Source organism: Lysinibacillus sp. NPDC096212, from assembly GCF_044763105.1.
In the GTDB taxonomy this organism is placed as follows: Bacteria; Bacillota; Bacilli; order Bacillales_A; family Planococcaceae; genus Lysinibacillus.
The window spans coordinates 47455-73869 of record NZ_JBIWFQ010000015.1 but is presented as its reverse complement, the minus strand read 5'-3'; the positions used below and the strand labels follow the sequence as shown (position 1 = coordinate 73869).

Here is a 26415-nt window from a genome sequence, read left to right as displayed (position 1 = left end):
CTAGGATAACGACTTCGTGACCAACATTTATTGGCCCAAGCGGCTCATAGGACGCCTCTAGGAAAGCACACAGTCGGAACGGAAATCAACTCGATGTTATGGTGATGAACTGAAATATAATCCATATGTAACTAAATATATTTATACATTTTACTTTTCTATCAATTTCTGTTAGGTGTATGATATTTGTATAATGAATAACTTCTTTCAGCAAATGTCTTTTGAACCGAAAGCATAGCGACAGGTACAATGTTTATCTGCACGAAAGCGAAGCGTCAGTGGCAAATGTTTTGGTAGCGAAAGCTAAGCGTCAGCTACAGATGTTTGGACACCCGCTGAAAGAAGTTAAAGCCTCCGGCGGATGTCACGGAATTATGCCGAGGCATAATTGATGAAAGGCCTGATTAAAATGTTGTACGCACTTTTAGGAGATTTACATTCTAATATAGAAGATACTAAGGCAGTTCTAGCCCATATTCAGCAATCTGCGAAAGATGCAAAGGTATTGGGATTAGGTGATTTATACGAATGTACTGTAAGTAAGAAAAAGGCTCAAACAATGTCGGGTATACCGCTACAAAAAGCTGCGATAGTCGAAAATGATTTTGAAAATTTACTAACATTCCCCTCTATTCGTGGCAATCAGGAAGAGCGTATTACACGTGTAACTGGTATTGAACGTTTTACAGAACTACCTGAGACAATGGAGATTGATGGTGCAACACTTATGCATGGACATCAATTTAAATGGAGTGTGACGTGGCAGCCTACATTTCCGCCATTTAATAAATCGCTTCTTTTCTTCGGACATAGTCATGAATCAGGTCTTTATCATCGCAATAAAAAGTTACCTATTCGTATTCGCTATGGCCAACCAATCGCATTACAAGAAAAGCAATACGGTATCAATGTTGGATCGGTTGTTGATCATCGAGAATGGTGTCTTTACGATAGTAATAAACGAACAGTAACATTTATGTGCGCTCCTTCTGTTGAGAATGTTTGATTATTTTTCATCAAGAGTTGAGTTTCGCTGATATACATTGTAGTCACAAAAAAAACGCTAAAATCGACTTCGACTCTAGCGTTTTTTCACTTTATAAATGTTAAATTCAAACTAGCAATTCTCGCAATCCTTTAAAGCATCTAGTAATTTTTCCATTTCGCAAATACGATCGCACATAGTTTGAATCATATTTCGAAGGATTGGTATTAATTCTTGGCAAATACAGAACCTTAAAACGTTTTGCGCTAGTCGAACGCCTGCCTGATGGTGAACAATCATTGTTCGCAGAAAGTTTATATTAATATTATTGGAAACTGGCGGTAAACTCATTGCTTGGAACATAGCCCCAGTAATTTCTTTATAAGCACACATATATTCGTACAATTCACATTCCGAATTTTGTACGATACAGCATCTATTTTGTATCGCTTCGAGGCATTCAACAGTTTCCGTACTTGTTGCTATTATTTCTAACGCGAGATTTTGTACAAGTATATTCGTGGTGTATCGCAAAACGTTTTCCGACAATTTAATAGCAGCTACTTGATGCGGTAATATTTGCTTAATAAAATTTTCTGAAATACTACATGTTATGGTCACATAGGTCATGCCCTGCATCATTTTATCGAGGATCCTTTGGTTTTCCTCTAAATAAACCTTTGTTACATTACTGAGTACAACTGGTTTAGTCATTAGACACACTCCTTTCAGAGTAATATATGTCCGATAGGTTGTTGTGCGGTAGACAATTGTACCAACTGATCTCTATTGTTTCGTAACAGCATTGAAGTATTTTTAATACCGAAATCGTTTAATCTTTTTTATATGTATCCAAGCACTTTTGACAAATACATTGCTCTTTAGGTACTTCTTCAAGGATTTCTTTAGGGAAACTCTTTGTCATACACCAGCAATCCTTTTGCCCATTTACTACCCCACAATGATTTTCTTGTCCACATAACGGACAACGTTTTTCCTCCATTCGCACACCTCCTTACATTTACTTTTCATTGTAAAATAAAGCTGTATTTTAATCAGTGATTTTTTTCATCTAAATAGAAAATAGAGGAGTACTTAATTTCATACTCCTCCCCAATTAGCTTATTGCTTTTTCCCATGAATCTGTTGCTTTACTTCTTCGACATCTGTATCACTATATATTTCCGTACCATGCCCACCTCTTTGGGCTAGTAGCTTTTTCACTTCGTTGTATGATAAACCACCTTCTGCATTTTCTCTTTTTACTTCATTAATATCTGTTCCAGCAGAAGTAAACTGAGCTTCATTATGGTCAGTCATATAAATCCCTACCTTCTATAATTCATCAGGCTGCAATTCGATCAATTCATCGCCTTCTCGTTCTACTTTTTTATTGAGTTCCTTAATCGGTATAGCATCAACCGTTTGCATATCTTCGTGTAAATCGAAAAGACTTATTGTATCTGATTCGACCATGTCTGGCTTGTTCTTGCTTGCTAAATTCATAAATATTTTTTTCTCATGTGGTATGTTTTCTATGTCCATCTTTGCTCACTCCTTTACCTGTAGCATGTGCAATATTGGACAAATCATGTACCTTTCGTTTTCGCACTTTTATCGATACGATGATATTCAGATATTTGAATGACCCGAACATTTCTTGTATGCAGCTCATGATACATCCCTCTACTATCTGTAAAGGATATATATTGATCTCGTTCGCTGCGAACTAATGCCTCTGCTTTTTCCTGTGATTCGATATGGATAAATCTCCGTACATAATGCATTTCATCAAAAAAATAAGTAATTTTAAATTCTTTCATAAATAACTCCTCGATTACTGGATATAGTTTGTTACTGCTTATCATATCCAACTAACTACAGTAGCTATCCTTATGAAAAATCAATTATGCTTCGGCATAATTACGTCTGGAATTGGCTTTATGGTTTAGGCCTGCAGATGTTTTTTGCACGAAAGCGTATCTACAGGTACAGGTACAGGTGTTTGCTGAAAGAAGTTAAAGGTATTTTCTATATCCACGGCATAACCTGTATAAATGAAATTATTTTAGGCACATCACCATAGCGTGGGTTGATTTCCGTTCCGACTTGGCGCTTTCGAAACGACATTCGTTTTAACAAATATCATCCCCAACTTTTGGAGATGAGCCTTAATCTATTGGAGGTGATAAATTTGATTCATACAGTTAAAGCAGGAGAAACTTTGGCTCAAATAGCTAGAAATTATCGTACACCGTTATCATCCATAATGGCTGCTAATCCTGGGTTAGATCCGAATGTAATTTATTTAGGACAACAAATTGTTATACCTGGATTTCCTAATCCAAATACTATTCCTTATAGAATAGATATTTCTACGGAAAATCGATGGCTACGGTTATATAAGGATAATATTCTTCAAAAGCAATACCCAATTGCGGTTGGTAGGATGTTACATGATACACCTACTGGAAATTTTATAATCATTAATAAAGCTCCAAATCCCGGTGGTCCGTTTGGGACAATGTGGATGAGTTTATCGAAAGAGCATTATGGTATTCATGGAACTAATAATCCTAGCTCTATCGGTCATGCCGTTTCACGGGGTTGTATTCGTATGCATAATAAGGATGTCGAAGAGCTTGCAAGCATTGTCCCAATCGGTACTGGCGTTTTTATTCATCCTTAAAATTCAACAACGTGAGTGAAGCCGAGTAGCCTCCACTCTTTAAGTTAGGCGCTTACAATCATCATAATTCAGACTAAAAACATTCCTAAGATTTTATCGGAATGTTTTTTAGTTTTATCGGAACATTATGCTGATTTATCGGAATAAAAAAGGCAACCTGAAAATCTCAGGTTGCCTTCACTTTTTATGCCAACATCCAGGGTGACGTGCCAGAAGATACACGCTATGTGAAGTGGTTGATTGGAGTGAAGGCTGGGCGACTCCTTGGCGATCAGCGTCACAGATGAGAGCCTGCAGCGAAGCGGCTCATCGGACGCCCCCAGGAAGCTCTGCTCTGCGCGAAAGCGAAGCGTCAGCGGCAAATGTTTTAACTGTGCGAAAGCGAAGCGTCAGCAACAAAGCGCCCAGTCGGAACGGAAATCAACCTCTCACTTTGCTAAAGAGACCTCTTTAGTGAAATTAACCTTCGCCTCTAGATTGTGCAAGCTTCGATAAATAGTATTGCTCCTCTCTTAGCATATGATCCGCCATTAGAGCTGTAAATGTACCTAATACTTCTGCACTTAACTCCATCTCCTCTAACTCCCGTAAAAAAGTTTTGAATAATCCCATTTCTATATCCACATCATGATTAAAACGAGTTAATGCGGGAAATGAGTCTATATTTGAACGCAAGTATCCTGTAAGCTCTACTGCTTTTAAATAAAACTCTTCAAAATGTTGAGCGAAGGTAGTACTTTTTTGTCTCAATCTTCTTTCTACACCATCCAAATCGTCATGAATGATACCTGCATGTCCTGATGCATCTAACAGCCAGAGTAAGTGATGATGTAGCTCATGAAAGATTGGCGGGACTTCCCCCTTCTTCAAATAGCTAAGTACATTTTGATACTCCTCTAATTCATTCACCATATGATTAAAAAAGGTAGGTGGTAGATGGGTATTAATATTTCCCGTTAATTGCTTTCTAAGCAAATAAAATTTAAATTGCTTTAGTTGTTCTACAGCTTCATCGACTGTAAGTGAGAAGGAAACCGCATTATTGGCCTCTATCGAATTTACATAGGCAAGAAGCTGAGAAAATTGAAGAATAAATGCGCTCGCTCTTTTAATATCCTCTGTTTCCGATGGATACAAGGAATCATGAATAAATTGAGAATGGTCTTTCAGTATTCTTAGCCAAAACCTATGTTCAAACATCGCATGCTGTAAGTAATTCGACAACCAGTCACATCTCCTTTATTCTATACGTTCCTCTATTCTATTCTTCATGAAAATCTAATATTAATGCTTAACCTAAAATTGTCTTTTCGTATAGGATGAAACGCTTAAAGCTATACTACTAATGCTGAATTTTCATTAAAGGAACATACTGAAAAATTAGGAGGGAATAGGCTTGTCCACAAAAGACAATATGTTATCGATTTTCGCCTTAGGTGGCATTAATGAGATTGGAAAAAATATGTATGTAGTACAGTATGGGAATGATATTTTAATTATCGACTGTGGCGCTAAATTTCCAGACGAAAGCCTACTAGGTATCGATTTAATAATTCCTGATATTACGTACCTACTGGAAAATAAAGAAAAAATCAAAGCATTAATTGTAACACATGGACATGAGGATCATATCGGCGGTATCCCTTATCTGTTAAAAAAAATAAATGTCCCTATTTATGCAACACGCTTTACTCTTGGTTTAATCGAGCTAAAGTTGAAAGAACATAAGCTTTTAAGAGAGACTGAGTTAATTGAAATTCGTTCTGATTCATCATTAAATTTCGGACAAGTTGATGTTGGTTTCTTTAGAACAAACCATAGTATACCTGATTGCTTAGGAATCGTTATGAATACACCTGAAGGCAATATAGTACACACCGGAGATTTTAAATTTGATTTAACGCCTGTCAATAATCAGTTTGCAGATATTCATAAAATGTCTGAGATAGGATCAGAAGGCGTATTAGTACTTATCTCTGAAAGTACGAATGCCGAACGACCTGGTTTAACTCCTTCAGAGAAGCTTGTCGGTAGTCATATAGAAGATGCATTTTTACATGCTGAGCGTAAAATCGTTATCTCTACTTTCGCTTCTAATGTTAATCGCATACAGCAAATTGTAGATGCAACGATTACTACAAATAGAAAACTTGCATTACTTGGGCGGAGTATGGTGAATGTTGTAGATGTTGCGCTTGAGCGAGGCTATTTAAACATTCCAGAGGATATGTTAATAGATGCACGTGAGGTGAAATATCTTCCTCCCGAAGAGGTTGTTGTATTATGTACGGGTAGTCAGGGTGAGCCATTAGCTGCACTCTCTCGCTTAGCAAATGGAAATCATCGTGAAGTCAAAATTTTACCTGATGACACAGTTATTTTAGCTTCATCCCCTATTCCAGGGAATGAAAAGGGTGTATCACGGATCGTTGATAATTTGTTCCAGCTAGGTGCGAAGGTTATTTATGGCTCGGCCAGTCATACCGGTATGCACGTTTCAGGTCATGGCTACCAGGAAGATTTAAAACTAATGCTGACGCTAATGAAGCCCAAATTTTTCATTCCGATTCATGGTGAATTCCGTATGTTACATCAGCACCGTTTGTTAGCTGAGTCCGTTGGTGTCAAAAGAGGGCATACGTTTATTATGAAAAACGGGGATGTTGTTGATATTGAAAATGCAATGGCTAGGCAAACACGTAAAATTCCTTCAGGTGATACGTATGTCGACGGTATCGGTATCGGTGAAGTCGAAGGAATTGTTTTACGAGATCGCAAACAGCTATCAGAAGACGGTATGCTCGTTATCGTTATAACACTTAATAAAATAGATGGTGCCTTTATTTCAGAACCGGATACAATTTCGCGGGGCTTTGTTTATGCCAAAGACTTTGAGGAGCTTTTAACGAAAGTAAATATTCTCGTCAAAGAAACGGTAAATGAGCTTCAGGAAGAAAGTAAGCAGCCAATCCATGTCTTAAAAAGAGAAATCAAAAGAGCTGTCGGTCAATATCTATTTACACAAACAAAAAGAAAACCAATGATTTTACCTATAATTATCGAAATTTAACTTCTTTCAGCAGATGTCCCAACATCCGCTGAAAGAAGTTAAAGCCTCCGGCGGATGTCACGGAATCGGAAAGGAGTTCTTTGTGCAAGCACAAAGCCGATTCCGGACGCAATTATGCCGAGGCATAATTGATAAAAGTCGGTGTAAGGGGTTTTTACCTTTACACCGACTAAATTCATTTTATCCGATTCCAGTGCGGATGAAGAACCTTTTTACTTTATTTAAGCTCACCCTTAAAAATTTTATGTAGCATTATATTGTAAATATGCTGAGCCCGATTAAACCCATGTTGTAAATTTTGTGAGTGATTTTCTATTTGCATTGAAAAATTGTTAAAATGCTGTGGTAGCCCCTCTACTGCTATCATCAAAGACTCTTTATTTTTTAATAAAAGATGAATCTTATTTAAAATTTGCACCTTTCTGTGTTGGTTATCTATCATCGGAATATCAATGGATATATGGTACAAATGATGCCATTCTTTATTAATTTGATACCATCTAAGAAAGTGTAATAAATAATCACTTAAAATAATTGTTTCATTTGGAATAATAGCGACGATATCATTTGCAATACATGTTTCAGTTTCGCATTGATAAATATATTTATTTGTTTCCTTCAAATTAGCTTTAGTAAGAATGATGGTTTTAGCTGGTACTGGTGCACACTTAAAATGTTTTTTAAATGTATTATTAACTTTTGGTAATTGTTCAATATCACCATTTAGCATTAACTTTTTTAAATTTTCTGCTGTAATTAGGGGTACTCCGACGTTTGTAAAATACTTTTTCTTCGGTACTATTTTCCCCTCTTCTATTTTAGCAACTTCATCTAATCGATAACGCTTTACCATGCCTGAATCCTCCAATCCTCAACTTAATTAGTTATACCCTAAAACAAGCTACTGGAATCATCAACACTATTTTTCATAAGTCTTTTTTCTCAATAAAAACTTACTACCAATCATTGTACCATTTTAATGTAACATTAACTCTATTATACCACTATAATGGTATAGGCATTTTTAATGTTTTTCACTAGCTTTTTACATAGAGGTGAATCATATGTCAGACTTTTTAAAGCTAGTAGGCGAACAACTCCGTATTATTAGGGTTTCCAAGGGGCTTAGTCAGGAAGAAGTAGCAGAAAAAACGGGGAAACTAGGTTTTAGTAAAGGACGAATCTCAAACATTGAACACGGGCAATCTAATATTACATTAAGCACTTTAGAAACACTGATGAAAGCATTAGATATTGCACCTGAGGAGCTTTTTAATTTTCAAAAATTATCTGGTGTTACTGATATTGAAGAAAAGAACCTTGTGCTTGATATACATCGTTCAGTATTAAGGGAGCGCAATTTAGACGAAGTGAAATACGTAGTACGTATTACGAAGGATTTTTTAGATACTATTGATTCACAATCAAAGAAAAACAGCTCCAATAGTCAATGACGTTGGAGCTGTTTGACGGCTAACTACAAATTATTTTATCAAATGTCATCCAAAATTTTTGATGATGAACCTGTTCTATCCTGGTGGCATGCCATTGTTTTAACCATATAAAAAATCCATTTAGTCTACAACCAAATGGATCTTTCTATTACATTCCAAACTTTTGACGATAGCCACATTTTCTGCATAGCTCTTCTACTGCTTCTCTACGTGAAAATCCGTCGATAATATTATTTGCACGTTCTCCTTGAACAATGTCTGTAAAGGATTTCTCATTCACATTCCCCAAATTAATAACGCCCTCACCATCAAGACAGCAAGGCACTACTGTACCATCCACTAAAATAGCGGCTTGGCTTCGTAGGGCATGACAAAAACCTTTGCCTTCATCCTCCGGCTCCAGTAAGCTTGGCCACTTGAATTCATGATCTTGATTTAAATAAATATTATTAGCAATCTTTACACCTTTACCGGGCTGCACTTTTTCTTCGATGCGATAATCAAGATTATATTCATTTTCTAGAATTTCAAGCGTTTCACGATTTCTTCGTGCCGCAATATCCGTTACACTATCCTTTTGTAAATTCCATAAACGATATGAAATAATCGTATTATAGTCTCTCGAAGCACGCACAAAATCTAATATATCCCCTAAATATTTCTCACGATTTTCCGATCCCTCATGGCCGTCGAAACTATGCAAAGAAAAATTGATTTGACGTAAGGCTGGTTTCCCTAGTATCTTTTCACGATTCTTTTTAATTAGCGTACCGTTCGTTGTAATGTTAACTTTAAAACCTTTCTCATGTGCTGCATCAAGTAATTGATCAATACGTGGGTGTAAAAGCGGCTCTCCTTTTACATGCAAATAAATATATTTCGTATGAGGACGTATTTCATCCAATATTTTATTAAATTGTTCTACTTTAATAAGTCCCTTTGCACGAGCAGTTGGCGGACAAAAGCTACATGCTAAATTACAGACACTCGTTATTTCTATATAAACCTTTTTAAATGTTCTCAACGTTGATTCACCGTTCCAGTTCTTCTTATATTCAAATCCTATTCATTTTATCAAATTTTACGATAAGGAACAGTTTTTCAGTCTCCATCCCCTCACATTATTTATACATCTTAGGGCTACATGAACAAGTAAGCTAGAGAAAAGTTAATAACTTAATAGTAATGCTAAAATGAAGGAGGTGAAAATTATGCCTGATAATGAACATTCAAAGGATCCATCTAAAAATCATATTACCATCCATCTTACTATTAATATTGGCAATAAAGAAATCCATTTTGAACAAAGGGCTGAAGGTGGCGGACCAATCAATTTCGCCTTGGCGTAATTGCGTCCGGATTTTGAATTGTGCCCGCACAATTCATTCCTTTGAAAATCCGTGACATCCGCCGGAGGCTTTATCTTCATTCAGGAGGTGTTTGAACATCCATTGAAAAGGAATCACATCCGCATTCATCTCACCATCTTCATAGGTGAGAATCTTCTCCTGAATGAAGATAAATAAGGATGTAGGTACTAATGCCAACCAAGGAGGTCAAAATGCCATACACGGCAGTACTAGAAATATTAACTCCCAATTCGCCGATGGAAACGGTAGAAGCGGTATTGCAAGTGACGATAATGATGAAGCTGGCGGACAACAAGGCATAAAAGTAAGAGACAGTAGAGTGATCGACAGCGATATCCATTCATCTTCGAATCATAGTGAAAGTAGTGAAGATGAAAATGAGTTCTCTCCATTGTTAGAGGAAAATAACAACGAATAAAGTTTATTGGGATCATCGAACATCCCCATGAAGCTTTGCTCTGTGCGAAAGCGAAGCGCCAGCTACAATTGTTTTCTGTAGCGAAAGCAAAGCGGCAGCTACAATTGTTTTATCTGTGCGAAAGCGAAGCGCCAGCAACAATTGTTTTATCTGTGCGAAAGCGAAGCGGCAGCAACAATTGTTTTATCTGTGCGAAAGCAAAGCGGCAGCTACAATTGTTTTATCTGTGCGAAAGCAAAGCGGCAGCTACAATTGTTTTATCTGTGCGAAAGCGAAGCGTCAGCTACAATTGTTTTATCTGTGCGAAAGCGAAGCGTCAGCAACAAAGCGCCCAGTCGGAACGGAAATCATGGCGATGAACCTTTATTTTCTGAACTGCAAAAACTTCTATCTGTAGGGGTATTTCATACCAACAGATAGAAGTTTTTGTTTTGATTATCCACCAAGGAACCATGTCTCACACATTGCGTTTATAATTTTTTGTACCATCATATGAATAAAGCATTGGCTTTCCATCCACATTTGTTTCTAGATGTACAGGACGACCCCATAGCTGATAAATATATGGCAAAACGTTTTCTAAGTAGTGTGGATCGAGCTCCATTCCCTCGTAGCCATGTACTAAATAGAGCTCTCCGTTACGAAGGTAATCTCCGTTTTTAACGACGATATATGGGAATCCCCCGTTTACACGCATCGATACGAGCTGATCTCGAACCATTTCATGCTCCTTATCTGTAATACGGTATTCACTGCCCTTTTTCTGGAACAAATAAAGATCTTCACGTCTTGCTAAATCCTTCGTCAAATAGTTACGGATAAAGGATATATCCGACTCTATCTCTCTAACCTCAAACATTTTCTCTCGACCTGAGTTTGGCTGAACATCTAGCTTTCTCATCTCTTCCGTTGGATGATTATAGCGGTTCTCAATATCCTCGAAAATTTTCACACCAAGGTAATAAGGATTAATGGATGTTTTTGAAGGCTGCACAACACCTGCATTTAATTTCGCATATTCAATCGTTTCCGCTGTTGTTAACTTAAGCTCACGCATGATGCGTTGATGCCAAAAGGAAGCCCAGCCCTCATTCATTATTTTTGTCTCTAATTGTGGCCAAAAATAAAGCATTTCCTCACGCATCATCGTTAATATATCTCGCTGCCAGTCCTCGAGCTCCCGACTATGCTCCTCTAAAAATAGCAATAAATCTTTTTCTGGCTTTGGTGGGAAGTGCTTTATTTTTCGCCTTACCGATCTATACTCTTTTTCCTTATCGTCTAAACGCCAGAGATCATCATACGGTGATTTTGCTTGATGAATTTCCTCCTCAAGTTCATCCTCCGTATTCCAAGACAATTTTGGTCGTAAAAGGGAAGGATCGATATGCTCCTGAATCGCTAAAACCGCATCTAAAAACTGTTCGACCTCTTCCTTTCCATATTCTCTTTCATAGCCAGCTATCCGTTCAGCTGTTGCAGTCATACTCTCCACCATATCTCTTCTAGTATTGGAGAAGCGTACATTATTTTTAAAGAAATCGCAGTGTGCCAATACATGCGCAATAATCAATTTATTTTGTGTTAACGTATTGTTATCTAGTAAAAATGCATAACATGGGTTTGAGTTAATCACTAGCTCATAGATTTGACTTAGCCCTAAATCATATTGAAGCTTCATTTTGTGGAATTGTTTACCGAAGCTCCAATGTGAAAATCGAGTAGGCATACCATATGCGCCAAATGTATAAATAATATCTGCCGGACAAATTTCATAGCGCATTGGAAAGAAATCTAAGCCAAAGCTTGAGGCAATTTCTGTAATTTCATCAATTGCTCGTTCAAGTTCGTTCATCTCCACTTTTCTGCCCCCTCCTTTGAACATGATTTAAGATTCATTTTTTTTGAAAAAGCTCTTTAAGGCATCGTACACATCGCCTTTTTTTCTCAAAATATGATATCTAAATTTAGGGTCATCTATTTTTTTGTAAGTGTACATAAGTGTAGAGAAGCGGTTATGCTGATTGACTTCACCATATCCAAACATGCTCGATACATCCATTAACTCTCCCACTAGCTTCAAGCACTTTTCATTATCCATCGATATATTTTCACCATCTGAAAAATGTACTGGATAAATATTATAGCGAGCAGGATTATACTTTTCCCGAATTAGTTCCAATGCTTTTATATAGGCAGATGAACAAATCGTTCCACCGCTTTCTCCCTTCGTAAAAAACTCCTCTTCTGTCACTACTTTTGCCTCGGTATGATGCGCAATAAATTCAATTTCCACTGTCTCATACTTGGAGCGCAAAAATTTTGTCATCCAAAAGAAGAAACTTCTTGCGCAATATTTTTCGAAGGAGCCCATCGAGCCACTTGTATCCATCATAGCAAGGACCACTGCCTTCGATTCAGGTTTTTCCACTTCGTCCCACGTTTTAAAACGCAGATCATCATTATGAATCGGCGTAATTTCTGCTTTTCCTTGAATAGCATTACGCTTTAGCGCATTAAGGATTGTGCGCTTTTTATCGACATTTCCCATTAAACCTTTTTTCCGAATATCGTTAAACTCAATTTTTTCCGTCTTAATATCCGCTTTTTCTTTCTGCTGTAGGTTTGGTAGCTCAAGCTCGTTAAATAACACATTTTGAACCTCTTCAATGCTTACTTCAGCTTCATAATAATCCTGACCTGGCTTGTCACCAGCTTCTTTTCCTTGACCATTAGCCTGATTGCCTCTGCTGGGATCACGCGCAACCACATCACCTACATTACTGTCTCCTTGACCTTGCCCAACATGTTTGGAGTTATCATAGTTATATCGAATTTTATATTCATCAAGTGAACGTATAGGTATTTTAATTACCTCGCGACCATTGGACATGACAATGCTTTCTTCACTAACTAAATCCGGTAAATTATTCTTAATCGCATCTTTTACTTTTTCCATATGCCGTTGCTGGTCCTGGTGCCCTTTACGATGGAGGGACCAATTTTCCTGAGAAATGGCAAAACGTTTATTTTCGTTTTCAGTCATTTTTATCCTCACCCATCTATCAAATTCGCTTTTTCTATACTATGCTAGTCATTCGCTTTCTTGAACTTATATGAAGATAAAAGGAGTGCCCTAAAATGGGACACTCCTATTCATTCCTATCAATAGTCTTATAGTTTCCACTGAATAGGTTAAAGCCACTAACGATTTAACAGACTACCTACATACTGCAATAATTCATTAGCAGACGTTGTATTATAGCCATGCTCATCAACAAGTCTTGCTACAACCTCATTAATCTTCTTCAGCTGTGATTCATCCGGCATTTTTGAAGATGTTGTAATTTTCACGACATCCTTAAGATCCGCAAATAGTTTCTTCTGTATTGCTTCTCGTAATCTTTCATGAGAATTATAGTCAAAACGCTTACCTTTTCGAGCATAAGCAGAAATACGAATTAATATCTCCTCACGGAATGCCTTTTTCGCATTTTCCGAAATACCTATTTGTTCTTCAATAGAGCGCATTAATTTTTCATCAGGATTCATTTCCTCACCAGTCAATGGATCGAAAATTTTATTTTTATTACAAAACGCCTCTACATTATCGAGGTAATTATTCATCAATGTTTTTGCAGACTCTTCATACGAATAAACAAATGCTTTTTGCACTTCATTTTTGGCAATTTCATCATACTCTCTTCGAGCAACTGCAATATAGTTCATATATTTTTCTCGATCTTCCTGAGAAATGGAAGCATGCTGGTCAAGCCCATCCTTTAGTGCACGCAGAACATCTAACGCATTAATAGATGGTATCTCTTTTCGAATAATTGCAGAAGAAATACGATTAATAATATATCGTGGATCTATACCGTTCATGCCTTCGTTCGGAAACTCTTTTTTAAGCTCCTCTAAGTCAACGGAATTAAATCCCTCCACATTTTCTCCGTCGTACAGTCGCATTTTTTTTATAAGATCCACACCTTGTTTTTTCGGTACTTCTAGTCTTGTTAGAACCGAAAAGATTGCTGCGGCCTTCAATGCATGCGGCGCAATATGAACATGTGACATATCGCTTTCTTTAATCATTTTTTCGTAAATCAATTCTTCCTGACTAACTTTTAAGTTATACGGAATCGGCATGACAATAATACGTGAATGTAACGCCTCATTCTTTTTATTTGAAATAAATGAACGATACTCTGTTTCGTTCGTATGCGCAACAATTAATTCATCTGCACTAATTAATGCAAATCGACCTGCTTTAAAATTACCTTCCTGTGTTAAAGATAATAAATTCCACAAGAATTTTTCATCGAGCTTTAACATTTCTTGGAACTCCATCATACCTCTGTTTGCCTTATTTAACTCCCCGTCAAAGCGATAAGCACGGGGGTCAGATTCTGAACCAAATTCTCCGATTGTTGAGAAATCAATACTACCTGTTAAATCTGCAATATCCTGTGATTTTGGATCTGATGGCGTAAATGTTCCTATGCCCACACGTTTGTCTTCAGAAAAAGTAATACGTTCAATCATTACATTTTCAATACGTCCATCGTACTCCTTTTCAAGACGCATCGTATTTAAAGGCGATAAGCTTCCTTCAATTCGTATACCATACTCCTCAAAAAATTCATTACGCAAATGATGTGGAATTAAATGTAGAGGATCCTCATGCATTGGACATCCCTTAATTGCGAAAACTGCACCCTCATCTGTTCTCGAAAATTGTTCGAGTCCACGTTTCAACAAGGTCACTATCGTTGATTTACCACCACTTACTGGTCCCATTAATAACAAAATACGTTTTCTAACATCCAATCTTCGCGCTGCTGGATGGAAATATTCCTCCACCAGTCTTTCAATGGCTGTTTCAAGCCCAAAAATTTCTTGCCCAAAAAATTCATACATTTTTTGCCCATCGCGTTCCTCTACACCAGCATTTTTTACCATATTGTAGACGCGTGAATGGGCTGTTTGAGCAACTTCAGGTCTTTCCTTGATGATGTTTAAGTAATCTGCAAATGTACCTTCCCACTTTAGCCGATTTTCTTCTTCGCGATAGCTTTTCACTTTATCTAAAATGTTGATAGCCTTCCCTCCATTCAGGGCTTGATTTATAACATAGTATGAAGGAAATGGCATTATGATACCCAATACTTTTTCTTTGTTGAAGTTTCTTCTTATTGCCTATAATTTTTTTCCTACAGAATAAAGGAATTCAAAGTCAAACAAAAAGAATGTTTTAAACTTACTCGTTTCACCTGACGTTTTATTGTTTCATCACCAAAGTTAGGATGACATTTGTTAAAAGATACTACTTGAGAATAAGTTGATTGAAGTGGAGACTGGGCGACTCCTTGGGGATTAGCGTCACAGATGAGACCCTGGAGCGAGCGCATAGGGGAACGAAGGCTAAAACCATCACGTCCTGTGATAACGCCTTCGTGACCAACATCGCGTTGCCCCAAGCGGCTCATCGGACGCCCCCAGGAAGCTCTGCCCTGTAGCGAAAGCAAAGCGTCAGCTACAAATGTTTTATCTGTGCGAAAGCGAAGCGGCAGCAACAAATGTTTTATCTGTGCGAAAGCGAAGCGGTAGCAACAAAGCGCCCAGTCGGAACGGAAATCAACCTACGCTATGTGCCCGTTTTTATCACAAAAAATTGCTCATTTCTACCGCTTCATTTTCCCACAAAAAGTGCTGAATGAAGATAAAAAATTCGGTTATTCTAACGTTAGAAAGGAGGTCCACTATTGAATCGCCATTTTATATTCCTTTTATCATGGATGTTATTATGGAGTTTTACTCTCCCCTCTGTTGCTTTAGCAAAAGAAGAACCCACCCAAGAAGAAATTGTGCAACAACGTATGGCCTATTACGTACAATTTGATGAATTACTTATCCCATGGCATTTCTTAGCAGCCATTGACCAATATGAACGAAATTTACAATCCGTTCGCAAAGATATTCCGAAACGGGATGGTATCATTGCCATTCAATTTTCTGATGAATATTGGTCAGGTGCTTTAAATCCTGTACGAGATGATACTCGTCCAGAAACAATTAGTTACTTTGGCGGGATGGGCCTAGATGGCAATAGTGACGGAGTTGCCAGCCCAAAGGATGATGCCGATATAATTTTCTCCATGGCTACATTTTTAAGTAAATTCGGAACAACTGATGAGGACTTTAAATTAGCTTTATGGGAATATTACGGAAGTGAACAAGCCGTAAATCAAATCTTCGCCATTTCCAAAATGTATAGTCATTTCAAAACAACTGAGCTCGATGCCCACACATTCCCAATTCCTACTAATTACGATTACAGTTATCGGAGTACATGGGGAGACAATAGGGGCTGGGGTGGACGCCGTATTCATGAAGGAACAGATATTTTCGCTAGCTATGGTACTCCCGTACTTTCTACCTCTTATGGAGTAGTGGAAATAAAAGGGTGGAACCAATTTGGTGGTTGGCGCATAGGAATTCGTGATAATCATAACTCATATCATTATTATGCCCATCTCGGTAGTTATAATAAGAAGATTAAAGTAGGCGACTTTGTCGAGCCTGGAACTGTTCTCGGTTATGTTGGTAGTTCTGGCTACGGTAAAGAAGGAACGTCCGGAAAATTCCCGCCTCATCTTCACTATGGCATTTATAAGTTCAATGGACGTACAGAATGGGCATTTGATCCATATCCATCACTACTACAATGGGAACGACTAGCTAAAAAAGCAAAACAACAATAATCAATTACGACTCGGCTGAAAAATGGCGAGGTGAAGATGTGTTTTCTTTTCAGTGGGTGTTCAAACACCAAATATTTAGAGCGCTTGGTGCACTTGTGCAGCAAGTGCTTTTTCTCAAGTAGGAAAAAATACATAAAAATATTAAAAAAACTTCACAATTGCATATTAGACAATATATTTTTAACTACCTACCCCATTAACACCAAAATATTATTGTACTAAAAAACTATTTTTCATTTTTCCATTAAAAGGGCTTATTTATGTAAAGATTTAGTTATAAAATAATATTTGTACTATAACAATTATATTTTAGAGACCATTTAGCAAAGGGTGGGAAAAGATGAAAGGTATTTTTCAGTTTAAAACACTTAAAGCTCGAATATTAAGTGCATTTATTCTTTTATTAGTACTAGTTGTTTGTTATACAACCTATAGCTACATTTCTAATAATAAGATGGAAAAACAAGCAGAAGGTTTAGTGAAAGAAGATTTACAAGTCTTAACTGCAAGTAAGAATCTAGCAATGTCTATGAGTGTTCGTCTCTCTGCAGCTTTAAGTTATGTTGTATCAGGTGATGAAAAATACATAGAAACTTTTAATGAATATCGTCAAATTGCTGAGGAAAGTAATAGTATAGTTGAAAAATACGAAAATACGCCTGAGCGTGCGGCACTAGTAGAAATGGCACGTACATGGAGCAATCGCGTAAATACCGAAGTATTCGATGTTTATAAAAAAGGGGATAGAGAATTAGCATTAAAAAATTTAACAGCTATCAATAATCTCGTAACCGAAGTTCGTGTTGGTTATGAAGAATTGGCCGATAAACGCTCCGATGCCATTACTAAGGTAGGAGATGACGTAGTCTCTACCAGTTTAAGCAATAAAACAGTCGGACTGATTGTTAGCATAGTATTGATAATCGCAGGTGTCCTAATCGCTATTGTCACTGCTAGAGATATTTCTAAGCCTATTACGATTGTCTCAAAGCGCATGAGCGAATTAGCGGATGGCCATTTGCAACATGAACTACTTCCAATAACTCATCGTGATGAGATTGGTCAATTAATGATTTCCGCCAATGAAATGAATGAAAAATTAAAACAAACGATTAGCTCAATCTATATTGTTTCCGAAACAGTAGCAGCTAGTAGCGAAGAGCTGGCCCAATCTTCGAATGAAGTGCAATCAGGTACAGAACAAATTACCGTGACTATGCAGGAGTTAGCCTCTGGCACAGAATCACAAGCATCTACAGCAGGTGATTTAGCCGAAACAATGTCTTCTTTCCAGCGTAGCATTCATGAAACAACACAGGAAGGCGTTAAATTAAAAGAACATTCAAGTCATGTACAAGAACTAACAACAACTGGTAAAGACTTAATGATACAATCAACACAACAAATGGCAGCTATTAATGAGATTGTGTTAAATTCAGTGAAAAAAGTTGAAGGCTTAAATGTGCAGTCTGCTGAAATTTCCAAGCTTGTTTCTGTCATCGATGATATTTCAAATCAAACAAATTTACTTGCCTTAAACGCTGCCATCGAAGCAGCTCGTGCAGGAGAGCATGGTAAAGGTTTTGCAGTTGTAGCCGATGAAGTTCGGAAGCTAGCAGAACAAGTACAATTCTCTGTCACTGATATTTCAACAATCGTCAACCGTATTCAAGGAGAAACTGGCAATGTAACAACCGCTCTGCAATCCGGCTATGAAGAAGTAAAAAGAGGAAACGCCCAACTAAATCAAACAAATGAAACATTTGACCAAATTTCGAAAGCCGTTGAAGAAATGATTCTTAACATAAATACCATCTCAGGTAATTTAAATAAAGTCGCTCAAAATTCCGAGTCTATCAACGTCTCTGTTGATGAAATGGCTTCTATTTCTCAAGAGTCTGCGGCTGGTGTAGAACAAACAACAGCAACTGTAGAGGAAACTGCCGCTACTATGGAGGAAATTTCAAGGAGTGCAAATCAACTCGCTGGTATGGCTGAAGAGCTAAATATCCAATTACAGCAGTTTAAAATTTAAAGTTCGGTTCGGATTCTTAATTTGGAGAACGTGGCGTGTTGGGTCTCTAACGGAGATTTCTTTGGTACCCCGAGTACTTTGGAGCGGTACCTGATTACTTCTTTGGCTCACCCGAGCACTTTGGAGTGTTACCTGACCACTGCTCTGGCTCACCAGAGCAGTTCGGAGTGATACCGGATTACTTCTTTCGCTCACCCGAGCACTTCGAGACGATACCTGATCACTTCTCACGCTCACCCGATCACTTTAAGATGATACCTGATCATTACTCTAGATTATCCTAAAAGCTAAAAAGCTATCTCGACATTACGTTCGAGATAGCTTTCTTTACTACATATTAGTTTATTGCCACTGTCTAATTGGTACCCTTTCAAGCTCATAGCGTTTGATAATAACACTGATCTTCTGAAACCATTCCTCACATAACTCTAACGCTTCTTGATACTCATCCTCTTCTCTTGAAATAGGCTCACCGTTATCTAGAAAAACATATTCTAGAATAGGATCAGATAAGTTATCAGCTACAATCTTCAACGTCAATTGAGTCACAGTGTTATCCTCAGGGTCCTCTTCATCGGATTCCTCTTCTTCTATATCCAGATCTTCACCAAGTAATGAACCACTTATTAAACTATTGCTAGTCCTAGCAATATACATTTCGTCCTCTACTATAGCAACTTCATATATTTTATTGAATGAGATTTCTTTTTTAATCAAATCTTCTTCTAAATCTTCTCTACTTACGAGAAAAAGTGTATTTGTAGGTTCATTTAGTAATAAAGCGTTTAAACAATCATTTGAGATAATGCAATGCGTATGAGGGATAGCCATAAGCTCCTCCTCACTTGCCTCTTTCATTTCATTTAATCTATTGTTATAGATATATCGTTCTTTAACATATCGAATAATTCCTGCTATTAATACTCCTAAACCAATTAAAAAATAGACGTTGCTAAAGATAGCCGTTTCGACTAACTTTGCTAGTAATAAATAGATCATTCCTAGAAATACAAGAAAAAAGGTTTTCATCCATATCCCACCCTCAAAAAGATAATCGATAGGTTTATTTCATCCATGTTAATAGAAATTTTATTCTAACGATTATCTTTTCATTCTTAATTTCTGTGGGAAATATCTGTGTTTTTAGCGTCTACATCAAACTTTGAAACGGATTTTTCCAGTTCTTCTGCCATTTTGTTCAGTTTTAAAATAGAATGGAGGATATCTTGATTGTAGCTTTCTTGCTCCATCGTACGCTCTACAACACTTTCTGTTGCCTTTGCAGCCTTATTAGCTAGCATCGTTGTTTCCATAACGCCTGCTGTAATCTCCTCAGAAAATGCGGACATTTCTTCTGAGGTTACAGAAACTTGTTTGGTATGAGATACTACGCCCTGAATAGATTGGAGAATACTTTCAAATGATTTTCCAGCTTCTTCAACAGCTTGTAAACCATCTTCTACATTTCCTGTTACAACATTCATCGTTTGCACCGTTAAGCTCGTATCCTCATTTATTTTGGAAATCAAATTTGATATACTATTCGCTGATTTTTCTGATTGCTCCGCGAGCTTTCTAACTTCTTCAGCTACTACGGCAAAGCCCTTTCCAGATTCACCAGCTCTAGCTGCTTCAATCGCAGCATTTAATGCAAGTAGATTAGTTTGTGAAGCAATATCACAGAAGTGAGCTTCAGGGAGCCCACTTCTCCAAAGGTGGGAGGAATGAAGTGCTCTTTTCTTTTTAGAACATATGTTTATATTGTATATTGTAAATGTTTCTATTTTTATTTATAAATAATTATTAATTTGAATGTTCCTTTAATTCCTCTTTACTGCCTACATTGTCTAAAGTCTTATCTTTTTCAATTTTATGCATCTCGAGAACATGTTGCGAAGGTGGAATAATCAAACTTACAATAACAATTGTAATACCTGTAATCACAACGCCTGAGAAAACAGGTGCTTGCCACAGTTCATTTAACAAACCTAAAAATCCTTTTGATTGGATTGTAAGACTAGGCACATGTGTTAAAGATGTAATAGTGTAATAAACTAACCCGACAGTTATACTAGCCCAAACTGCAGGTGTACTTACTCGCTTCCAAAACGGCCCTAAAACGATTGGCCAGAAAATCGTCACGAAGACAATATCCCATGCCAAATATGCTAAATCAATTACTTTCTGGAAGCTGACCGCTAAAACTAAGCCTAGCAAAGCGCTTAAAATAATAATAAGTCTTGAAAATCTTAATAGTTTTTTAGGATCTGGGTTACGATTAATAAAGTCTAAATAAATGTTTTTTGTGATAATTCCTGAAGTCGCAACATAACACGCGGCTACAGTAGACATCCCCATCGCTGCCATTGCTGTTAAAAAGATGGCTGCTAATAATGGAGGGAAATATCCTTGAGCAAAGGCAAGCATTAACGTCTCTGGGTTTGTACTATTAGGATAAATCGTTTTGAACGCTTCTCCTAACATACCCGGAATCCAGCTGATCGCGATAATAATAGTTCCAGCTATAATCATACTGCGCTGTGCTACTTTTGGACTTTTAGCCGCGGCTACCCTTTGTCCTAAGTCCACTGCCGGAATATCACCAAGTGCTAACACAAGATATAGCGTCCAAAACTCTGCTCCAGCCTTATTGAAGAGTTCACTAATATTCCACCACTCCGGGTTAAATGTTACATCAGGGTAATAGAATAAGATAAAAATTGTGATCCCTACTATCCCCGCTACTGCAAGTGCTCCCTGAACAATTTCCGTATAGGCTACAGCCCATAAGCCACCAATAACAGAATATAGGGCTGTTAATGATACAAAGAGTAATGCTGCTGGAACGAAATCAATTTGCAACAGCTGCTGAATGATATACGTGCCTCCAACTGTTAACGCCGCTGCATTAAAGACACCGAAGGCAATCGCCATGACGACGCCTGTATAAGCACCTAGCTTTTTGCTACCATATCTTAATCCATAGTAGTCTGCTAATGTCCAGCCTTTTAATCTACGTAAAGGCTTCGTCCAAATGAGTGCTCCAAGAATCATACAAGTCCCTAAACCGCCCATTGTCGCTGAACCTTCAAAGCCGCCACTTGTGTAGCCAGAGCCTACTGCTGCAAAGAAGAATGGGGCTGCTAATAAGGCCGCCACTAGACTTCCTGTGACAACAGATAAAGGCATGCTCCACCCAGCAACAATTAAATCCTCTGCAGTATTAACTCGTTTGTATCCTTTATACCCAATGTAATAAATAAAAATTAAGTATAAGCTAAAGATGATTATATTTAACATTGTATTGCTCCTTAGTTTTTCACATTAACCGTTCATAACGACTCCGCCATTAGGCGTTAACACTTGACCTGTATAGAAATTCGCATTTTCTGAAGCTAAAAATAACACAGTCTTTGCGATTTCCTCTGGTTGAGCTAATCGTTTTAACGGATATTTAGCAGACTCTTCCTCTACATAATTCTCTCCGAATTCCTTTAGGATGTCTGTAAATGTACCACTAGGAGCTACTGCATTGACTAGTATTGAAGGTGCTAACTCTCGTGCCAAAGCCTTCGTAAATGCATTAATGCCACCCTTTGCAGCAGAATAATGCGTAAATTCCTCACAACCTAAACTACCAATATCAGAAGAAATATTAATAATTTTTCCGTTGTTTCGTTCTTTCATTCTTTTTGCTGCTTCTCGACAATTGTAGAAGCAACCATATAGATGAACTTTAATCATTTTATCCCACTGCTCATCTGTTAAATCCGTAATACTTGAAGCCTGTGCGAAACCAGCGTTATTGACAAGAATATCAATATCACCTAACTGTTTGTCCAAATATTGATACATAGCTTGAACTTGCTGTGAATTCGATACATCTGCATTAAATTTTATAGCCTGTACACCAAACTTTTCTGCTTGTGCACGAACCTCTTCTGCCTCGTTATCATCACCAATATAATTGATACATACATTGGCTCCTTGCTCGGCAAAGCCTAAAGCAATGGCTTTGCCGATTCCTTTACTTGAACCCGTAATTAGTACATTTTTTCCTTTAAAATTAATTTCCATTATTGACCGTTCTCCAATTTGAATTTTGCTACAAGTACCTGTAATTCTTCTGCTGTTTTTCCTAATGAAGAAGATGCCTCTTTCACCTCTTGCATGGTCGTCAATTGCTCTTGTGTTGCATTTGACACATTCGCTGAGAATTCAGATGACTGCCCCGCAGATTGCTTAATATTATTAACAGATGCTGCTACCTCCTCCGAAGAAGCTGAAATTTGTTGAGATGCAGCTGAAATTTCACGTATCTGACTTGCAACTTCTCCTGATGAAGTGAGAATTTCTTTAAAGATTTCTCCTACTTCGTTTGTAAACTCCATACCAGCCTTTACATCTTCTTTCCCTTTTTCCATAACCGTGATAGAGGCGTTAGAATCAGCTTGAATAGTACTAATTAAATTGTATATTTCCGTTGCAGATTGAGATGATTGTTCCGCTAATCGTCTAACCTCATCAGCGACAACCGCGAAGCCTTTCCCATGCTCTCCAGCTCTAGCAGCTTCGATTGCCGCATTCAATGCTAGTAGATTTGTTTGATCTGCTATGGCTGTAATAAGATTTACGATATCGCTAATTTTTTTCGTATTGATATGTAATCCGTTTATTGTTGTACCGATTTGTTCAACAGAATCATTAATCAACTCCATTTGTGCAATGACTTGCTGAACAACATGATTTCCACGTTCTGAAGCTTGCGAAGCAGAAATAGATGATTCAGCGGCCGTATTAGCAGAGTCAGCAATTTGCTGGATGCCTGTCGCTGTTTCTTCCATAGCAGCAGCTGTTTCCTCAGTCATTACCATTGAAGCCTCAGCGTTTTGCGTGATTTGTCCCATGTCTTGAGCAATAGTTGTTGAGCTGTTATATGTTTCCGCTGCATTAACAGTTAGCTGATTAGCAGCAGAAGAAACGTTGTCAGATGTATTTCTAATATTTAAAATGATATGTTGTAAATTCGAAACCATCGTATTAATAGATTTAGATAAATTTCCGATTTCGTCCTTCGTTATTTCTAAATCTACATTTACTAATTCCCCATTCGCTACTTGATTTGCAGCGTTCACTACTTTCTTAAGTGGTTTTAATAGACGATCAATAATTATGTAGAGTAAAACTAATAGAAGTAAAATTCCAATAACAGCTATAACAATTTGTTTTATGACACTTGTTTTAATGATGGTATTTATGTAGTCCGCGGAATAATCGATACCTAATAACGCAATAAGCTTGCCATTGTCATCTTTAATAGGGGTAAACACAGTTCGCCATGAACCATAAGGATCTTCGAAAATATCAGTTACAGCAGTGCTATTATTTTTAATTGCCAATTTAGCTGTTTTTACATGTTCATCTGCTAAATCAGTAAAGATTTCACCCGCTTCATAGACATCATTCAAATTAGATGTATAGCCGATCGGGTTAACGCCACCTGCGTCCTTCACATCCCAAATATAGCTCCAACTCATAATACCTTGTTCTTCTTGGATCTTATCGAGTTGCTTTTGAATTTTCTTAAATTCAGCATTAGTCTCTCCCTTTTCAGTCAATAAATCTTTAACCTCATTACTATCAAGATTCATAGCTGTCAATAAACCAACACTTTTCAACTCTTGTTCTAAATCAACAGACATTCGATTGTTTAATTCTCTAATACTTTGCGTAGTAATAATAGCAATTAGAAGCAAAACAATAATAGAAACCGTTAGTAAAAGTTTGTTTTTTAATGAAACATTTTTAAACAACTTCATGATTATTACTTCCTCCTTTATCGTATTTTTGGCAAAAAAAAGAACCTATTTCAAAAGAAACAGGCATCAAAGAATATGACTAGCAATATATGTACTTAACTAGTACTCCTTTGCAGCTCAGCCATCCTAGTATTTATTACCTTAGATCTGTAGCTTTGCGTCTCTACCTTTCAGTAGATTTGCCCATCTTTTTCCTCCTCAAATTAACACAATGGGTAAAAGTAGTCAATGTTACCAGTTGAAAAACCACATAATATTTACTATTTTACTATTACAATAAAATGAACAATATTACATAATTTTCTCGGCTCATCCGCAATTCTCTTCAGAGAAATTAAAAACAGCTACAACGCAATATTGTAGCTGCTACTATAATTTTAAATAATCAATTACCCCTAAATGATTATTCAAATTAAAGATATATCTATTTTAGTGTCATGTATAAGACTGACGGTATAAATGATAAAGCAAACATACAGGAATACCACATAGATGTACGGCGTAATGAAAAACGAACTTGTTTCTTTTCTGCATAAAAAATGTCTAACATCACTGAAGCAACAACAAGTGGGATCGTAACACATGCGAAAGCAACTAATAAAATGTTTAAACCAAACATAAAAGCACCCCTCTGTTCGTGAACATTTATTTTTCCTCTTTGTGACAACTTTATGTCAATTTCAGTGTACACAATTTCGTCACAAACTGTCAACTACATTCAACTAAGAAAAACGTGCTTTTTGCAGAATATTTTTATCGCAATAGAGATTTTATGTAAAACCTTTCACAAAAAAAGCAACTGCAAAATTGCGGTTGCTTTTTTAATCATTAATTCATTGATTCTTTATCAAATTTTACACTTGACAATTCACAGGAGACGTTTTTAATCTCTATATTTATCTGTAAGCCCTCTTAAGAAATTTCTCACAAAGCGATCGCCACATTCTTTATAGTTACGATGACTTGGATTTCTTAAAATGGCACCTAATTCACCTTTTGAAACGCTAACGCCCCCATCATATAAAATATCGAGCATCTCCTCACTCGTTAAGGCTAACGCAATCTTCACTTTCTTTAATAGCATATTATTAGGGCTTTCTTTTCCTGAAACAGGTAGTGGGCCTTCTGGTTGACCAGACTTAGACTTTTGCGGACCTCGTTTAAATGTAATAAATCCATTTAAAAAAGCCTCTACCATTTTATTATTACATTTAATGTATTCTTCTGGTGCTTCTTCCTCATCATAAACTTTAATAAGCATGTTCAATACTTCTTCCTTCGTATAGTCCATGCCACCTAGCTGAAAAATTTTAACCATATCTGTATTTTTGATATCTAATGCATATCTTAAACGGATTAAAATATCATTGTTCGTCATTTTTAAAAAACCTCCATTTTAACTGTAAAAGCGCTTCTAATAATCCTATCCAAATTGAAGCATTACTTTATTATAGCAGAGACATTCACAATTTTAGTTAGCTTTCCAAAAGTTACTTTACTATAGTATTTAGAATGTGCATTTTATTTTTTAACATGTATGATTAGCTAACTCTCGACCATTCTAATCACAAGGAGGTGAGATAAATGGCTAATCGTAGTTCAAATAAGCTTCTAGTTCCCGGTGTACATGAAGCCGTTAATCAATTGAAATATGAAATCGCACAAGAATTTAATGTACAATTAGGGCCAGAAGCCTCTTCTCGTGCAAACGGTTCAGTCGGAGGAGAAATAACAAAACGCCTCGTAGAAATGGCTGAAAAACGTTCAAAAGGTTTATTATAATAATAATTCAAAAAGAACGAATCCCTTTT

The 26415-nt window shown here is 37.0% G+C and carries 27 protein-coding genes, 1 pseudogene and 1 riboswitch; of the genes and pseudogenes, 9 read left to right on the top strand and 19 right to left on the bottom strand.

Features of this window, described 5'->3' with window-relative positions:
• The first annotated feature begins 409 nt into the window (after positions 1 to 409).
• Positions 410 to 1006: a metallophosphoesterase family protein gene (locus tag ACIQ7T_RS15565; protein ID WP_370079373.1), complete on the top strand. Its 597-nt coding sequence runs from the start codon at positions 410 to 412 to the stop codon at positions 1004 to 1006.
• A 111-nt stretch (positions 1007 to 1117) separates the two neighbouring features.
• Here the strand turns inward: ACIQ7T_RS15565 and ACIQ7T_RS15560 are convergent, their stop codons facing one another.
• The 5 genes from ACIQ7T_RS15560 to ACIQ7T_RS15540 all read right to left on the bottom strand — a co-directional run bounded on the left by ACIQ7T_RS15560 (position 1118) and on the right by ACIQ7T_RS15540 (position 2808).
• Entirely contained in the window at positions 1118 to 1699 is a 582-nt protein-coding gene (locus ACIQ7T_RS15560) for a DUF305 domain-containing protein (RefSeq protein ID WP_370079268.1), read from the bottom strand.
• A 118-nt stretch (positions 1700 to 1817) separates the two neighbouring features.
• Complete coding sequence (locus ACIQ7T_RS15555; RefSeq protein WP_370079266.1) at positions 1818 to 1988, bottom strand: cysteine-rich CWC family protein; 171 nt, start codon at positions 1986 to 1988, stop codon at positions 1818 to 1820.
• Between the two features lie 119 nt (positions 1989 to 2107).
• Positions 2108 to 2305, bottom strand: coding sequence for a gamma-type small acid-soluble spore protein (locus tag ACIQ7T_RS15550; RefSeq protein ID WP_370079264.1), 198 nt, complete (start codon positions 2303 to 2305; stop codon positions 2108 to 2110).
• A 15-nt stretch (positions 2306 to 2320) separates the two neighbouring features.
• Positions 2321 to 2530 (bottom strand): hypothetical protein, encoded by a 210-nt coding sequence (locus tag ACIQ7T_RS15545; RefSeq protein ID WP_370079262.1) that lies wholly within the window; start codon positions 2528 to 2530, stop codon positions 2321 to 2323.
• 44 nt (positions 2531 to 2574) lie between these two features.
• On the bottom strand, positions 2575 to 2808 hold the full coding sequence (locus ACIQ7T_RS15540; RefSeq protein WP_370079260.1) for a hypothetical protein: 234 nt from the start codon (positions 2806 to 2808) through the stop codon (positions 2575 to 2577).
• A 371-nt stretch (positions 2809 to 3179) separates the two neighbouring features.
• Here ACIQ7T_RS15540 and ACIQ7T_RS15535 point away from each other — a divergent pair, with 371 nt between their 5' ends.
• On the top strand, positions 3180 to 3674 hold the full coding sequence (locus tag ACIQ7T_RS15535; protein ID WP_370079258.1) for a L,D-transpeptidase family protein: 495 nt from the start codon (positions 3180 to 3182) through the stop codon (positions 3672 to 3674).
• A gap of 459 nt (positions 3675 to 4133) precedes the next feature.
• Here ACIQ7T_RS15535 and ACIQ7T_RS15530 read toward each other — a convergent pair whose 3' ends face one another.
• On the bottom strand, positions 4134 to 4898 hold the full coding sequence (locus tag ACIQ7T_RS15530) for a DUF2935 domain-containing protein (protein ID WP_370079256.1): 765 nt from the start codon (positions 4896 to 4898) through the stop codon (positions 4134 to 4136).
• Positions 4899 to 5070: 172 nt separating this feature from the next.
• Here ACIQ7T_RS15530 and ACIQ7T_RS15525 point away from each other — a divergent pair, with 172 nt between their 5' ends.
• Positions 5071 to 6744, top strand: a complete 1674-nt coding sequence (locus tag ACIQ7T_RS15525) for a ribonuclease J (RefSeq protein WP_370079254.1) — start codon at positions 5071 to 5073, stop codon at positions 6742 to 6744.
• 217 nt (positions 6745 to 6961) lie between these two features.
• Here the strand turns inward: ACIQ7T_RS15525 and ACIQ7T_RS15520 are convergent, their stop codons facing one another.
• Positions 6962 to 7597 (bottom strand): restriction endonuclease subunit S, encoded by a 636-nt coding sequence (locus ACIQ7T_RS15520; protein ID WP_370079252.1) that lies wholly within the window; start codon positions 7595 to 7597, stop codon positions 6962 to 6964.
• Positions 7598 to 7808: 211 nt separating this feature from the next.
• Between ACIQ7T_RS15520 and ACIQ7T_RS15515 the strand changes: the two genes are divergently transcribed.
• Positions 7809 to 8198, top strand: a complete 390-nt coding sequence (locus ACIQ7T_RS15515; RefSeq protein WP_142510121.1) for a helix-turn-helix domain-containing protein — start codon at positions 7809 to 7811, stop codon at positions 8196 to 8198.
• 148 nt (positions 8199 to 8346) lie between these two features.
• On the opposite strand, the gene ACIQ7T_RS15510 is transcribed toward ACIQ7T_RS15515, so the two are convergent.
• A complete protein-coding gene (locus ACIQ7T_RS15510) occupies positions 8347 to 9222 on the bottom strand; it encodes a radical SAM/SPASM domain-containing protein (protein ID WP_370079250.1) in 876 nt (291 codons plus the stop codon).
• 187 nt (positions 9223 to 9409) lie between these two features.
• On the opposite strand from ACIQ7T_RS15510, the gene ACIQ7T_RS15505 reads away from it, so the two are divergent.
• Together ACIQ7T_RS15505 and ACIQ7T_RS15500 are read left to right on the top strand one after the other, a co-directional pair.
• Positions 9410 to 9547, top strand: coding sequence for a hypothetical protein (locus ACIQ7T_RS15505; RefSeq protein ID WP_402871387.1), 138 nt, complete (start codon positions 9410 to 9412; stop codon positions 9545 to 9547).
• Positions 9548 to 9710: 163 nt separating this feature from the next.
• Positions 9711 to 9986 carry a hypothetical protein gene (locus tag ACIQ7T_RS15500; protein ID WP_402871384.1) on the top strand — a complete coding sequence of 92 codons (276 nt, stop codon included), beginning with the start codon at positions 9711 to 9713 and terminating at the stop codon, positions 9984 to 9986.
• A 457-nt stretch (positions 9987 to 10443) separates the two neighbouring features.
• Here ACIQ7T_RS15500 and ACIQ7T_RS15495 read toward each other — a convergent pair whose 3' ends face one another.
• The 4 genes from ACIQ7T_RS15495 to ACIQ7T_RS15480 form a co-directional block, all read right to left on the bottom strand.
• Positions 10444 to 11841, bottom strand: coding sequence for a SpoVR family protein (locus tag ACIQ7T_RS15495; RefSeq protein WP_370079371.1), 1398 nt, complete (start codon positions 11839 to 11841; stop codon positions 10444 to 10446).
• 33 nt (positions 11842 to 11874) lie between these two features.
• Positions 11875 to 13032 (bottom strand): sporulation protein YhbH, encoded by a 1158-nt coding sequence (gene yhbH / locus ACIQ7T_RS15490; RefSeq protein WP_370079244.1) that lies wholly within the window; start codon positions 13030 to 13032, stop codon positions 11875 to 11877.
• Positions 13033 to 13190: 158 nt separating this feature from the next.
• Positions 13191 to 15086 (bottom strand): PrkA family serine protein kinase, encoded by a 1896-nt coding sequence (locus ACIQ7T_RS15485; RefSeq protein ID WP_370079369.1) that lies wholly within the window; start codon positions 15084 to 15086, stop codon positions 13191 to 13193.
• 113 nt (positions 15087 to 15199) lie between these two features.
• Positions 15200 to 15475, bottom strand: a complete 276-nt coding sequence (locus ACIQ7T_RS15480) for a hypothetical protein (protein ID WP_370079242.1) — start codon at positions 15473 to 15475, stop codon at positions 15200 to 15202.
• A 276-nt stretch (positions 15476 to 15751) separates the two neighbouring features.
• Here ACIQ7T_RS15480 and ACIQ7T_RS15475 point away from each other — a divergent pair, with 276 nt between their 5' ends.
• Positions 15752 to 16750 (top strand): M23 family metallopeptidase, encoded by a 999-nt coding sequence (locus ACIQ7T_RS15475; RefSeq protein WP_370079240.1) that lies wholly within the window; start codon positions 15752 to 15754, stop codon positions 16748 to 16750.
• 340 nt (positions 16751 to 17090) lie between these two features.
• The gene (locus ACIQ7T_RS15470; RefSeq protein ID WP_370079238.1) at positions 17091 to 18785 is read left to right on the top strand and encodes a methyl-accepting chemotaxis protein; all 1695 of its coding nucleotides are present in this window, start codon (positions 17091 to 17093) and stop codon (positions 18783 to 18785) included.
• 342 nt (positions 18786 to 19127) lie between these two features.
• Here the strand turns inward: ACIQ7T_RS15470 and ACIQ7T_RS15465 are convergent, their stop codons facing one another.
• The 7 genes and pseudogenes from ACIQ7T_RS15465 to ACIQ7T_RS15435 all read right to left on the bottom strand — a co-directional run bounded on the left by ACIQ7T_RS15465 (position 19128) and on the right by ACIQ7T_RS15435 (position 25982).
• On the bottom strand, positions 19128 to 19814 hold the full coding sequence (locus ACIQ7T_RS15465) for a hypothetical protein (protein ID WP_402871379.1): 687 nt from the start codon (positions 19812 to 19814) through the stop codon (positions 19128 to 19130).
• An 86-nt stretch (positions 19815 to 19900) separates the two neighbouring features.
• Positions 19901 to 20464, bottom strand: a pseudogene (locus ACIQ7T_RS15460) (methyl-accepting chemotaxis protein); the annotation flags it as partial.
• Between the two features lie 124 nt (positions 20465 to 20588).
• A complete protein-coding gene (locus ACIQ7T_RS15455; protein ID WP_402871376.1) occupies positions 20589 to 22085 on the bottom strand; it encodes a sodium:solute symporter family protein in 1497 nt (498 codons plus the stop codon).
• A 24-nt stretch (positions 22086 to 22109) separates the two neighbouring features.
• Positions 22110 to 22862 (bottom strand): SDR family NAD(P)-dependent oxidoreductase, encoded by a 753-nt coding sequence (locus tag ACIQ7T_RS15450; protein WP_402871373.1) that lies wholly within the window; start codon positions 22860 to 22862, stop codon positions 22110 to 22112.
• On the bottom strand, positions 22862 to 24604 hold the full coding sequence (locus ACIQ7T_RS15445; RefSeq protein WP_402871370.1) for a methyl-accepting chemotaxis protein: 1743 nt from the start codon (positions 24602 to 24604) through the stop codon (positions 22862 to 22864). Before ACIQ7T_RS15445 ends, ACIQ7T_RS15450 begins: the two co-directional genes overlap by 1 nt.
• Positions 24605 to 24712: 108 nt before the next feature.
• Positions 24713 to 24798, bottom strand: a riboswitch (cyclic di-GMP riboswitch).
• Between the two features lie 230 nt (positions 24799 to 25028).
• Positions 25029 to 25223: a hypothetical protein gene (locus ACIQ7T_RS15440; protein ID WP_142510112.1), complete on the bottom strand. Its 195-nt coding sequence runs from the start codon at positions 25221 to 25223 to the stop codon at positions 25029 to 25031.
• A 264-nt stretch (positions 25224 to 25487) separates the two neighbouring features.
• The gene (locus ACIQ7T_RS15435; protein WP_370079226.1) at positions 25488 to 25982 is read right to left on the bottom strand and encodes a YehS family protein; all 495 of its coding nucleotides are present in this window, start codon (positions 25980 to 25982) and stop codon (positions 25488 to 25490) included.
• Positions 25983 to 26188: 206 nt separating this feature from the next.
• Here ACIQ7T_RS15435 and ACIQ7T_RS15430 point away from each other — a divergent pair, with 206 nt between their 5' ends.
• Entirely contained in the window at positions 26189 to 26386 is a 198-nt protein-coding gene (locus ACIQ7T_RS15430; RefSeq protein ID WP_053483023.1) for an alpha/beta-type small acid-soluble spore protein, read from the top strand.
• Positions 26387 to 26415: the final 29 nt, after the last annotated feature.